Source organism: Prevotella mikamonis, from assembly GCF_055381405.1.
Genome location: NZ_AP035785.1, coordinates 752,223 through 765,101 on the forward strand (window position 1 = coordinate 752,223; position 12,879 = coordinate 765,101).

The 12,879-nt window shown below is 41.9% G+C and carries 9 protein-coding genes and 1 riboswitch; of the genes, 3 read left to right on the forward strand and 6 right to left on the reverse strand.

Going from position 1 to position 12,879, the window contains the following annotated elements; genetic code table 11:
* Positions 1 to 15: 15 nt before the first annotated feature.
* Positions 16 to 215: riboswitch (cobalamin riboswitch) on the reverse strand.
* A 450-nt stretch (positions 216 to 665) separates the two neighbouring features.
* A complete protein-coding gene (locus ACZ42L_RS03245; RefSeq protein ID WP_464716599.1) occupies positions 666 to 2,177 on the forward strand; it encodes a Y-family DNA polymerase in 1,512 nt (503 codons plus the stop codon).
* A complete protein-coding gene (locus ACZ42L_RS03250) occupies positions 2,174 to 2,338 on the forward strand; it encodes a hypothetical protein (protein WP_464700721.1) in 165 nt (54 codons plus the stop codon). The genes ACZ42L_RS03245 and ACZ42L_RS03250 overlap by 4 nt, the downstream gene beginning before the upstream one ends.
* A gap of 57 nt (positions 2,339 to 2,395) precedes the next feature.
* On the opposite strand, the gene nqrF is transcribed toward ACZ42L_RS03250, so the two are convergent.
* The 6 genes from nqrF to ACZ42L_RS03280 are packed head-to-tail and all read right to left on the reverse strand — an operon-like array spanning position 2,396 to position 8,195.
* Positions 2,396 to 3,664, reverse strand: a complete 1,269-nt coding sequence (nqrF, locus tag ACZ42L_RS03255; protein ID WP_464706668.1) for an NADH:ubiquinone reductase (Na(+)-transporting) subunit F — start codon at positions 3,662 to 3,664, stop codon at positions 2,396 to 2,398.
* Positions 3,665 to 3,672: 8 nt separating this feature from the next.
* A complete protein-coding gene (gene nqrE, locus ACZ42L_RS03260; protein WP_464700725.1) occupies positions 3,673 to 4,299 on the reverse strand; it encodes an NADH:ubiquinone reductase (Na(+)-transporting) subunit E in 627 nt (208 codons plus the stop codon).
* Between the two features lie 5 nt (positions 4,300 to 4,304).
* A complete protein-coding gene (locus ACZ42L_RS03265) occupies positions 4,305 to 4,928 on the reverse strand; it encodes an NADH:ubiquinone reductase (Na(+)-transporting) subunit D (protein ID WP_464700727.1) in 624 nt (207 codons plus the stop codon).
* 2 nt (positions 4,929 to 4,930) lie between these two features.
* Positions 4,931 to 5,629 (reverse strand): NADH:ubiquinone reductase (Na(+)-transporting) subunit C, encoded by a 699-nt coding sequence (gene nqrC, locus ACZ42L_RS03270; RefSeq protein WP_464703537.1) that lies wholly within the window; start codon positions 5,627 to 5,629, stop codon positions 4,931 to 4,933.
* A gap of 33 nt (positions 5,630 to 5,662) precedes the next feature.
* Positions 5,663 to 6,817, reverse strand: coding sequence for an NADH:ubiquinone reductase (Na(+)-transporting) subunit B (locus ACZ42L_RS03275; protein WP_464700730.1), 1,155 nt, complete (start codon positions 6,815 to 6,817; stop codon positions 5,663 to 5,665).
* 25 nt (positions 6,818 to 6,842) lie between these two features.
* The gene (locus ACZ42L_RS03280; protein WP_464700732.1) at positions 6,843 to 8,195 is read right to left on the reverse strand and encodes a Na(+)-translocating NADH-quinone reductase subunit A; all 1,353 of its coding nucleotides are present in this window, start codon (positions 8,193 to 8,195) and stop codon (positions 6,843 to 6,845) included.
* A gap of 227 nt (positions 8,196 to 8,422) precedes the next feature.
* Here ACZ42L_RS03280 and ACZ42L_RS03285 point away from each other — a divergent pair, with 227 nt between their 5' ends.
* Positions 8,423 to 12,817: a translocation/assembly module TamB domain-containing protein gene (locus ACZ42L_RS03285; RefSeq protein WP_464716600.1), complete on the forward strand. Its 4,395-nt coding sequence runs from the start codon at positions 8,423 to 8,425 to the stop codon at positions 12,815 to 12,817.
* Positions 12,818 to 12,879: the final 62 nt, after the last annotated feature.

Here is a 12,879-nt window from a genome sequence, read left to right on the forward strand (position 1 = left end):
CGGAAACCATATACAATACGGAAATTAGAATCGGTAGGTCTTCTGACTCTCTCCATTATCTGCACCTTCCCGTTGCACATCTATGTGCGCCAGTGGCTTTCTGCGGCAGATAACACAAGGAGATTACAGCAGCGGGCACTGTCCGGGATTTACACCCGATTCCCTTTTAATCAGCCAGATAGAAATCAGGCCGAACCAATATCTGTTTGCAAAGTTACCTCTTTTTATCGAGAAACAAAATAAACCCGAATGAATTCAATTCATAAAGATATTGATAATTGAGAGCTGATAGGTCGTTAGGTAAAAGTTTAGGAGATTGTAGGGGTGAATTGAATCCGCCCCTACACAAAACTAGCTTTTCCTACAGATGCAGCATGTCGCGTCTCTACACCCCTCTAAACTTTTAGCTATTAATTTTCTGCAAGGCCTTAGCAGCGATGCTGCAAGGCCGAGTCAGCAATGCTGTTTGGGCTTGGCAGTCTTACTGCTAAGGCTTTGCAGTAAAATGAATTGGTAAAAGTCTTTTCGCTCCAAAAACTTTCGCTAAAAAAGAGAGGGAACAGACTCTTTTCTTTTGATACTTTTGTATTTTTGTAAGGAGAATGAGCCGTCATCACATGCAGCACCATATATCTGACTGATGACAGTTGACAGAGTCTTGAAATATGAATTCTAAAAAGCAATATGCGTATCTTGCCATAGACATGAAGTCTTTTTATGCTTCTGTGGAATGTGTAGACAGAGGACTAGATCCACTGACTACCAATCTTGTGGTGGCCGACAAGAGCAGGACAGATAAGACCATTTGTCTGGCGGTGTCGCCAGCACTGAAAGCATACGGCATAGGAGGACGGCCAAGACTGTTTGAAGTCGTTCAGAAGATACACGAAATCAACTATGAACGGAAGCAGAATAATAACTGGAAACTGACCGGTAAATCGTGTCATGCTACTGACTTGGCCATACACCCGGATTGGGAAGTGGATTATATTGTTGCGACGCCGCGTATGGCACACTATATAGAGGTGAGTACAAAGGTGTATCAAACTTATCTGAAATATGTAGCACCGGAAGATATTCATGTGTATAGTATTGATGAGGTTTTCATTGATGTGACCAGTTATTTGTGGAGCTATAAGATGACAGCACACGAGTTGGCCATGAAAATGATACGTGATGTGCTGAAAACTACCGGAATAACTGCTACTGCGGGTGTCGGGACAAATCTCTATCTGGCCAAGATAGCTATGGACATCGTGGCAAAGCATCAAGAGGCTGATCGAGATGGAGTGCGCATAGCCGAACTAGATGAGATGAGCTATCGGAGATTACTATGGAACTACAAGCCCCTGACTAAATTTTGGAGGGTGGGCCACGGTATAGCTGCCAGACTAGCTCCCTATGGCATCGATACCATGGGGAAAATAGCACGGACATCTATCGCTAATGAAGAACTGCTGTACCGGCTGTTCGGAGTCAATGCAGAATTGCTCATCGACCATGCCTGGGGATGGGAACCTTGTACGATGGATTTGGTGAAAGCCTATAAACCAGAGACTAACTCATTCAGTTGTGGACAGGTTCTCAACTGTGCCTATAGCTTTGAAAAGGCAGAAGTCGTGGTTAAGGAGATGGCAGATAGCATAGCGTTGGACCTCGTTGACAAGCACATGGTGACAGACCAACTGATACTGACCGTAGGCTATGATGTGGAAAGTCTGGCCAATGCCGATGTGCGGGTGAAATATCAGGGAGAGGTCCGCAGGGATTATTATGGCAGACTTGTACCCAAACATGCACATGGAACGACGAATTTGAAACAAAAGACTTCGTCAGCTGCTATCATCACTAAAGCCATTGTCAATTTATATCATAAAATTGTAAATCCTCATTTGCTGATTCACCGCATCAATATAACGACAAGTCATGTAGTAAATGAAGATATGAGAGATAGAAATCTACACATCTTGGAATTAGATTTATTCACAGACTATGGAGAAATGTGGGAGCAGAAAAAACGCGAAGAAGAAATTCTGAACAAGGAACGGAAAATTCAAAATGCACGTTTGGCCATCAAACAGCGATATGGGAAAAATGCGATTCTGAAAGGACTGAATTTTGAAGAAGGGGCTACGGGGATGGAACGGAATTTACAAATAGGAGGACACAAGGCATGACAGAAAATTATGAAGACATCATCAATCTTCCACATCACGTATCGAAGCGGCATGCCCAGATGTCGATGTATAACCGGGCAGCCCAATTTGCACCATTTGCAGCTTTGAAAGGATTTGAAGATGCTATCAAGAAGATTTGTAAGGAAGATAAGAAAAAGTAAAAAAGGCGTCCTTGCAAATAGCAAAGACGCCCTATTATCGTTCAAAGGTTATTCTTATTAACCGAAATTATCGAACATGATAGATTCCGGTTCTACACCAATACTGTCTAGCATGTCCTGTACGGCCTTGCTCATCGGGCCTGGACCACACATATAGTACTCTATATCTTCGGGAGCTTCATGGTCTTTCAGATAGGTGTTATACATCACTTGGTGTACAAAACCTGCTGTATAAGCCACTCCTGCTTCATCTGCCTTGGGATCAGGACGGTCTAGCGCCAGATGGAAATGGAAGTTTGGATACTCTTTTTCCAATTCGTGGAAATCTTCAAGGAAGAAGGCTTCGCTCAGAGAACGTGCGCCATAGAAGTAGTGCATCTCGCGATCACGTGTGTGAAGAGTCTTCAACATATACATAATCTGCGAACGCAGAGGAGCCATTCCGGCACCGCCACCAACCCAAATCATCTCTTTGCCAGAGTCTAGAATCGGATGGAAGTCTCCATAAGGTCCACTCATGGTAACCTTATCGCCGGGCTTCAGGGAGAAGATATAACTGGATGCGATACCCGTCGGTACATCCTGGAAGCCTACCTGAGGACGTGGAAGGAATGGCGTACTTGCAATACGCACTGTCAAAGTGATGATATCTCCCTCATCAGGATAATTGGCCATGGAGTATGCACGTACCGTATCTTCAGGATTGTGAGCCTTCAATGACAATATATTGAAATTCTTCCAAGCAGAAAGATATTCTTCACCAATATCATTCTTGTCAAAGTCTTTGTCATAGTCGATGACGTCATAAGCAGGAATCTTGATTTGAGAATAAGAACCAGGAATAAAGTCCATGTGCTCTCCGGGAGGCAAAGCTACCTTGAACTCCTTGATAAACGAGCTGACATTCTTATTACTGATGACAGTACACTTCCATTCTTTTACACCAAGAATACTCTCCGGTACTTTAATCTTCAAATCTCCTTTGACCTTACATTGACATCCAAGACGCCAGTGGTCTTTCACTTCCTTACGACTAAAGTGAGGACGTTCAGAGTCCAATATCTCCCCACCACCTTCTGTAACACGTACACGGCACTGTCCACAACTACCTTTGCCACCGCAGGCAGAAGAAAGATATACACCGTTTTCGGTAAGCGTAGAGAGCAACGAACTGCCTTGCTCCACATTGAGAGTCTTCTCATCGTTAATGACAATATTCACATTTCCACTAGGGCTAAGATATTTCTTTGCCACAAGCAATACGACTACCAGTAAGATAATAATCGCCAGGAATACGAATATACTGATTAATATAAACTGTCCCATATCCTATATTATATTTTTAAACCAGAGAAGCACATCATGGCCATGGCCATAAGTCCCACTGTAATAAATGTAATGCCAAGTCCCTGTAGAGGTTTTGGTACGTCGCTGTACTGCAATTTCTCACGGATAGCTCCCATACTCACGATAGACAGAGTCCATCCGATACCACTTCCTATAGCATAAGCTATGCTATCCCAGACACTGCCAATGAACTGGGTATTAGCTGGATCCAGATTGATGCGTTGTTGCATGAAAAGAGATGCACCCATGATGGCACAGTTTACAGCAATCAAAGGCAAGAAGATACCTAACGCTGAATAAAGAGACGGACTGAACTTTTCGACTGTCATCTCAACCAGCTGGGTGATACCTGCAATAACTGCGATAAAGAGAATGAAGCTCAAATAAGACAAATCAACACCCTCTATCAGACAATCGGGACCCAAAACTTTTGTTTGAAGCAGATAATCGACCGGAACTGTAACTAACAACACGAAGGTTACGGCGAGTCCCAATCCCAAACTTGTCTTTACATTCTTACTGACGGCAAGGAATGAACACATTCCGAGGAAGAATGCAAAAATCATATTGTCCACAAATATGGACCTGAAGAAAAGACTAATAATATGTTCCATCTTTTTTATTTCTCTTTATAAAAGTAAGCACGGTGTATCCAAATAACGCAACCGACAAGAATCAATGCCATTGCAGGCATGGTCATCATACCATTATTAATATATCCTGCATCGTACACACCTTGAGGTATCAATTGGAATCCTAGCAAAGAACCACGTCCCAAGAGTTCGCGGAAGAAACCTACCACAACCAGTATCAGCGCATAACCTAAACCATTTCCCAAACCATCCAAGAAACTGGGCCAAGGCTTATTGGTCATGGCAAATGCTTCAAGACGTCCCATCAAGATACAGTTGGTAATAATCAACCCCACGTATACAGAAAGCTGAACGCTCACATCGTAAGCAACCGCTTTCAATAATTGGCTCACAATAGTTACCAATGCAGCTACCACGACTAACTGTACAATAATTCTTATTCGCATTGGAATCGTATTACGAATAAGCGAGATAATCACATTACTGAAAGCTGTAATGACAGTTACAGCCAATCCCATGACTATGGAAGGCTTCAATTGGCTTGTTACAGCAAGAGCACTACATATTCCCAGCACTTGAACCATGATGGGATTATCGAGATTCAGAGGGTTGATAAATGTCTCTTTATTTTGTTTTGAGAATAATGCCATAATTATTTATCTTTTAAGAATTTAAGATATTGTCCCAGACAAGTATGGAGCATCTCAGTCACTCCGTTCGAAGTTAGAGTTGCACCAGTGATAGCATCGACTTCAGTCTGAGGATTCTCCACCTTTTTACTCACTGCAATGGCAATAGATGTCCCATTATTTCCAAATATTTTCTTGCCTTGGAATTGATTCTGCCATACACGGCTGTCCTTGATTTCTGCACCCAATCCAGCTGTCTCACTTTCATGATTGAAGTAAGCTCCGAATATAGTTTCCTTGTCAGCATTCAAAGATATATATCCGCTGATAGGTCCCCAAAGTCCCATGCCGTATACAGGAATGATATATTTCTCTTCACCGTTGACTTTGCAGATGTATAGCGCAAGGCGACCTTCCTTTGTATCTTTACTATTCAATTTAAACCCAGCATTTTCCCCACCTTGTTCTCCTGGTGACAAAACTTTGCCATCTGGATTAATAATCTCATCAGCCAATACTACTTCCTGATATTTCTTCACAGCTTCAGCATCGTCGATGTCACGAATGTTAAGTGCAGAAAGTAGCTGCTTTTTCTTATCCAGAGCGACATTAGCATCCTGTGCAGGCTTCAATGCCTGAAACACAAATGCCAGAAGAAAGGCCACAATCACCACAATTACCATTGAATAGATAATCGTATATGAATTTGAATTTGTTTTCATTGTTCAATAATTATAATTTCAGTAGTGGCAATATTATTTGCTTGCACGTTTGGCACGTTTCGCAATATTCCGTTGTACGACACAATAATCTATTGTTGGTGCGAACATGTTCATCAATAAAATGGCAAGCATCATACCTTCCGGATATCCGGGATTGAGTACACGAATCACAACAGCCATCGCACCAATAATGAAACCATATATATATTTGCCGGTCTCCGTACGAGCGCTTGTTACAGGATCTGTAGCCATAAAGACAGCTCCAAAGGCAAATCCACCCAAGATAAGATGTTCATACCAAGGAATGAGTGTAGCACCGCCCAAGTTGAACAAAGCTGCTACGATACCCCCACCGACGAATACACTACACATAGTCTTCCAAGATGCGATACCTGTCCATAATAAGATTACCGCACCGATAGCAATTGCTATCACAGAGGTCTCGCCTATTGAGCCTGGAATAAAACCAACAATCATATCATTGAGAGTTGCTGTTGGGATGATATTCTGCCCCAACTGACCAAGAGGAGTAGCAGCAGTGAATCCATCAGGAAGTGTATTGCCTAAGCCGAAAATAGAATCTTTGGCAATCCAGACAGCATCGCCACTCATCGTTTGAGGATAGGAGAAGAACAGGAATGCACGGGTAACAAGTGCAACATTAAAGATATTCATTCCCGTACCACCAAAAATTTCTTTGGCAAAGATAACAGAGAAAGCAATAGCAATGACTAAAATCCAAATCGGAGTAGTCACAGGGATAATCAGTGGTATCAAGATTCCGGTTACAAGATAACCTTCTTGTATCTCTTCTCCCTTCCATTGCGCCCATGCAAACTCTATACCCAGTCCTACAACGTAAGAGATAATCACTTTAGGAAGTACGGCCAACAGACCAAAAACAAATATTTCTGTAAATGAAGCTGTATCTAATGTACCGGCAGCCAGATAATTCTGGTAGCCTACATTGTACATTCCAAAAAGTAAGGCAGGCAATAAAGAAATTACCACAATACTCATGATTCGTTTCGAATCAATAGAGTCATGAATCGACACACCGCTTTTTGAAGTCTCGTTTGGAACATAAAGGAAAGTCTCGAAACCTTCGAAGACGCTCTTAAATGCGTGCAACTTCCCTCCCTCCTCAAAGTTTGGTCTGATTCTATCTATGTATTTTTTTAAACTCATAATAACAATAACTATGTTTTATACCTTAGGCATTTTCTTTACGTAGGATATCCAAGCCCTTGCGTACTATCTGTTGTAGCGGCAATTTAGAACTGTCAACAAACTCTGCTAATGCAAAATCCTCCGGACTTACTTCGTAAATACCTAACTGTTCTTGCTTGTCAATATCACCTGCAATAATAGCTTTGATAAGGAACTCGCCCATAATGTCCATCGGCAATACCTTATCATATTCCCCACTCATAATCATGTGGCGCTCCCCACCTTTGATTCGGGCATCAAGGTTATACGCTTTCTTCTTCCCTTGCAACCAAGAAAAGTAGCTGCGATTTACCGAGAATTGAGATGTTCGTGGCAATATCCATCCAAACATCTCATCTGCATCGCCACCTTCAGGGATAACGGTCACTTCTGAAACATGAGCCCCGAGGAAATCTTCTAATCGTGCTTTATGCCCTGTCAAAGGGTTTCCATTGATGATACGCACATTACCACTACCTTTCAGTTTGTCTTTTAAAATATCTCTGAGTGGAGTGCCTACTAAAGTGTTGACATAATCAGGATTATTAATTTCGCTTCCTGCAACTGCAATTGTACGTGTCAAATCCACTTTACCAGTTGTAAACAAACGTCCGATGAAAATAACAACTGTGGGATCTATCGTCCAAACCACTTCCCCTTTATTCACCGGTGCCAAATGGTTTACCTGTACGCCGACATTACCGGCAGGACATGGACCGTCGAAGATTGTAATTTCAACATCTTTAGCATCGGTTAATACCTTACAGTTTTGCCGACTTCCAATGCCTAAATAAGTCTTCTGGATTTTCGACAGAGCTGTAAGTCCGGCCTGAAAAGCAGCTTCATTACCTTCAAGTTCCACCTCAAAATCGGCAGCTAAGGGCATATCTCGCAAAGCTGACACAAAGATAGCTTTGGGTGATACTTCTGCTGTTGTAGACACTGCATACGGCAATTGGTCTATGAAACCGAGAAGTCCGGCTTCCAACAAAGATTGTTTAACACCTTCTGCATCAAGAGTATTGACGTCTTTCACGCCGAAATCTACAAATTGCTGCTCCATATCAGCCTTTACATTCACACTCAGAACCTTGCGTCGATCACCTCGCACAATAGCCTCTACTGTGCCACTTACCGGTGAGGCGAACTTGACTGAAGGATGGTTCTTGCTAACGAACAGTCCTTCTCCAGCCTTAACATGGTCACCTTCTTTGACGACAACTTTCGGCTGTAAGCCTGTAAAATCATCTGGAACGAGTGCATACACGTCACTCATTCCCAGACTTCTTTTTGCAGTCTTGGCCTTGCCCTGTAGGTTAATGTCTAAGCCCTTACGTAACTTAATTACATTTGCCATAATTATATTTAAACTGATAAATATTGTTTTTGTATATTCACAAAAATAAACACAAGTGCAAATATACTAAAAAACGAATACTTAAAGAAAGAAAAGACAGCTTTTATTTCTATGTAACACAAAAAACGACTAAATTTGCGTCATTAATTCACAGAAAGCGAATAAAAGGTAAATTCAAATATATTATTAACGGGAGTATCTGGACAATAGTCGGTATATACTTCTGTATGGTTGTGTTGCTGCATATACCAGCAACACAGTCCTTTCTAGGTTCTAAACTCAGTGCTGCCATCGGCAAGAAATTAGGAACTAGAGTGGAGATTCAGCGAGTGAATCTTGGTGTATTTAATCGTATTATTATTGACGGCATTGCCATTCAAGATCAGGGAGGTGAGCCTATGTTATCGGCAACCCGTCTGTCTGCAAAGTTTGATATATTGCCCCTATTTCATGGTAAACTCTCTATCTCTGCTGCACAATTATTTGGAACTTCGGTTATTACATACAAGCAAACGGCAAGCTCAAAGCCTAATTATCAATTTGTCATAGACTCATTAGCATCGAAAGATACAACTCAACATTCAAAGCTAGACTTGTCAATACACTCCATTATTATCAGGCATGGAGAACTTTCTTACGACTTACGGAATGCGCCTGCCACTCCTGGCATATTAAATCCTCATCATCTTGCATTGCAAAATATCAGCGCACATCTTATCCTAAACCAACTCACTAAAGATTTTGCAGAGGCCAAATGCAAGAAATTATCTTTCACTGAAAAATCAGGATTAAATGTCAAAAACCTGACTTTTAATTTTACCGCAAATCAGCGCGAGGCTACACTCTCAAACTTCCATCTACTATTACCCCAATCTTCTATCAATTTAGGAGAATGTCGAGCCTGTTTTAGACGGGGAGAACGTGGCATTGAGCTGCCCTCACTTCAGTTCTCTGGGAGTGTTGAAAAATCTATTGTAACTCCTTGTGATTTAGCTTTTTTATATAAATCATTCAAGAAAGAGAATAATCCTATTACACTCCATATGTCTTTCTCCGGAACCAGTACATTTATTAGAGTAAAAGACATTGGCATTACAGGGAAAGATTTTATCTTAAATACTAATGGCTCGCTCAGTAATTGGCAGTCTAAACCGAAATGGGTTGCTACCGTACAACAGTTGCAAGTGTCAGCAAATGGAATCAAGATGATTGCAGAAATTCTTGGTACAAAGTTCAATGTTCCATCAGAAATAACAAGGCTAGGTAATATCCTATTCCAAGGCTCTTTAGGTGGTTACGGACAAGATTTAGCGCTGAAAGGTATATTGAAGACTGGGCAAGGCAATGCAAATGTCGCTTTAGGGAAACATCGCGATAATTTCTCAGGCCGATTAGAAACTACTGGAATAAATATAGGTAATATACTTAATAATAATAAGTTAGGAATATTAGCATCTGAAATTAATATAGATGGTAAACTACCGACAAAGGGAGGTTCACCTTTATTGATGATAGCCAAAGGCTCTGTCTCTCGGCTTGATTACAATCAGTATTCATTCCACAATATTCATATTGACGGACGATTCGTACAAGCACATGACAACATGCAATTTAATGGACTGTTGAATATAGACGATCCGAATGGACAAGTCAGTTTGCGTGGTAACCTCAGCAAGGTGAAGCAAGTGTTGACTGCTCGATTAGAAGCTCATACCACCGACTTGAATCTAACGGCCATGCATTTGCCGTCTCCTTGGTCGCAAGCCCTTATTACCGGTAAGCTCTCCAGCAACATCGTGGGTAAATCGCTCAATACAGCCATTGGGCAACTCGTCTTGTCCGATTTGAATATATCAAAATCCAATGGCGATTTCTTGCTCAACGAACTCAGAGTCAATACTGGCTATCGGGGTAAGGTTCATTATATGGATTTGACTAGTGACTTTGGAACACTTGCCATTCAGGGGAACTTTGATTATACGACCCTTTATCAAAGTTTAACCAACCAAATAGGCAGCAAGCTCCCTACTCTTCCAGGCCTTCCTAAAGTTACAAATAGCAAATACAATAACTTCACGGTTAATACCTCTCTCTACAACAGTGAATGGCTGAAGACACTTTTCAACATTCCTCTTGAGCTGAAAGATACAATATCTCTGAGGGGAGCTATTAACGATGTAGACAAGAAAGTTAACCTCACTTGCCACATTCCTGATTTCATATATGCAGACAAGCAGTATGAAGATGCGTTGCTAGAAGTCACTACACCTGGTGACACACTAAAAGCCGCCGCAAAACTTAAAATGATAGACGACAAGGGGAATGGATTCTATTGGTATCTGCAATCTCATGCTGCCGACAACAAGCTTGGTGCTACACTCTCATGGGATAATAACAGAAAGAAGCCTTTTAAGGGGCAGCTATCTACAGAGACCGACTTTTTTAGGACTGAAAGCGGAGTTTCCTCTGCCCATGTCAATATACACCCGTCGAGTATTCTTGTCGGTGATACAACTTGGTATGTCCAACCCAGTGACATTATCTATAGTAAGAATCATCTAACAGTCGATCATTTCGAAATATCACATAACAAGCAGCATGTCATCATATCAGGTATGGCTACCAAAAGTTCCGACGATTCATTGATGGTAGATTTACAGGATGTCAATATCAGCTATATTCTGAATCTCGTCAATTTCCATGCTGTCGAATTCAGCGGTCTGGCAACAGGTACAGCCTACGTGGCCTCCGTCTTCGAAACTCCCAAAGCCCATGCCGATTTACGTGTCAATGATTTCCGATTTGAGAATGGACGCATGGGAACACTGTTTGCCCACGTAAACTATCATCACCAGGAAGGCCAGATAAATATCAATGCCCAAGCACTTGATGAAGCAGATAAGCGGACAGACATCAATGGATACGTATCTCCCAAGAAGAATTACATAGACCTTGGCATCATTGCCAATCAGACCAGACTGGAATTCTTGGAAAGCTTCTGTGGTACATTTATGAACAACATAACTGCAACAGCAGACGGAAAAGTAAGGTTGGTTGGGCCATTGAACAATATCAACCTTACAGGACAACTGGTTGCTTCCGGCAATGTACATCTCATAAGTCTCAATACAGACTACACACTCAAGAGAGATACAGTCACATTAATTCCAGACCATATCATCTTGAAGCGTGACACCATTTACGATAGGAATGGGAATATCGGTATTGTTCATGGCACTATCAATCATGAGCATTTGACCAATCTCACCTATAATATTAATGTAGATGCACGCAATCTGTTGGCTTACGATACCCACGAATTTGGAGGAAATACATTCTATGGGACAGCCTATACTACAGGTACTTGTTCCATTACCGGGCGGAGCGGAGAAGTGGTGATAGATGTCAATGCCACTCCAGAGAAAGGAAGCCAAATCGTGTACAATGTCGCCAGTCCGGCAGCTATATCCTCTCAAGAATTCATCAACTGGTCCGACAGGGACTCGATGATGTCAGATACACTCCGGCTACTCGCAACACGGACCGCTGATATACAAGAAAACGAGAATAACACACCGGATATACCAACCGATATACGTATAAAGTTTCTCATCAATATGACACCCGATGCTACCATCAGGCTCATCATGGACCAACAAACCGGTGACTATATTGATTTAAAAGGAACAGGCGGAATCAGCGCCACTTATTATAATAAGGGTTCATTTGATATGTTTGGTAATTATGTCGTATCGGATGGTATCTACAAACTTACTATCCAAAACGTCATAAAGAAAGATTTTACCTTCCAACAAGGGGGAACAATCAGCTTTGGTGGCGACCCATATGCAGCACGTCTCAATCTCAATGCACTCTATCCAGTAGTCGGTGTCAGTCTGAGCGATTTGAAAATCGGCCGTAGTTTTTCTACTAATAACATCCGTGTCAACTGTCTCATGAATATCAGTGGTACTCCCAGTTCTCCAAAGGTCGATTTCACATTGGACCTGCCTACTGTGAGTTCCGATGTCAAGCAGATGGTGTTCAGCATCATCAATGGGGAAGAAGAAATGAAACAGCAAGTATTATATCTGTTGGCTGTAGGTCGTTTCTATACCCAAGGTTCCAACAATGCTAGCTCGGAATTAGCAGAACAGCATAGTCAAACGAGTTTGGCCATGCAAAGTCTGCTAAGTGGGACATTGAGTCAGCAGCTGAACAATGTTTTGAAAAATGTGGTCAATAGTTCTAATTGGAATTTTGGAGCAAATATTTCTACCGGTGACGAAGGCCTGAACAACGCAGAATACGAGGGTCTCTTTAGTGGACAGCTGCTCAACAATCGTCTACTCTTTAATGGCCAGGTAGGCTATCGTGATAATGCAAGTACGGCAACATCCAGTTTTATCGGCGACTTCGACCTTCGTTATCTGATATTCCCGAATGGCAATTTTGCTATCCGCGTGTATAATCAAACCAATGATCGCTATTTCATCAAGAACACCCTAAACACGCAAGGCGTAGGCATTATCCTGAAAAAAGATTTCAATAATTGGCGCGACCTTTTCCGTTCCCGTGGGAAAAAGAAGCAGAAGAGAGAAGCCAATAAAAACACTCAATAAACTGCAACGGCTTGGCAGTGTTGCTGCAAGGGTCATTCAATAAAACTGCCAAGGCCTTGCAG

Coding starts and splice junctions, on each gene's coding strand:
- ACZ42L_RS03265 (WP_464700727.1), bottom strand. CDS start 4,928: ATGGCATTATTCTCAAAACAAAATAAAGAGACATTTATCAACCCTCTG.
- ACZ42L_RS03275 (WP_464700730.1), bottom strand. CDS start 6,817: ATGAGTTTAAAAAAATACATAGATAGAATCAGACCAAACTTTGAGGAG.
- nqrE (WP_464700725.1), bottom strand. CDS start 4,299: ATGGAACATATTATTAGTCTTTTCTTCAGGTCCATATTTGTGGACAAT.
- ACZ42L_RS03285 (WP_464716600.1), top strand. CDS start 8,423: ATGGTTGTGTTGCTGCATATACCAGCAACACAGTCCTTTCTAGGTTCT.
- nqrC (WP_464703537.1), bottom strand. CDS start 5,629: ATGAAAACAAATTCAAATTCATATACGATTATCTATTCAATGGTAATT.
- ACZ42L_RS03250 (WP_464700721.1), top strand. CDS start 2,174: ATGACAGAAAATTATGAAGACATCATCAATCTTCCACATCACGTATCG.
- ACZ42L_RS03245 (WP_464716599.1), top strand. CDS start 666: ATGAATTCTAAAAAGCAATATGCGTATCTTGCCATAGACATGAAGTCT.
- nqrF (WP_464706668.1), bottom strand. CDS start 3,664: ATGGGACAGTTTATATTAATCAGTATATTCGTATTCCTGGCGATTATT.
- ACZ42L_RS03280 (WP_464700732.1), bottom strand. CDS start 8,195: ATGGCAAATGTAATTAAGTTACGTAAGGGCTTAGACATTAACCTACAG.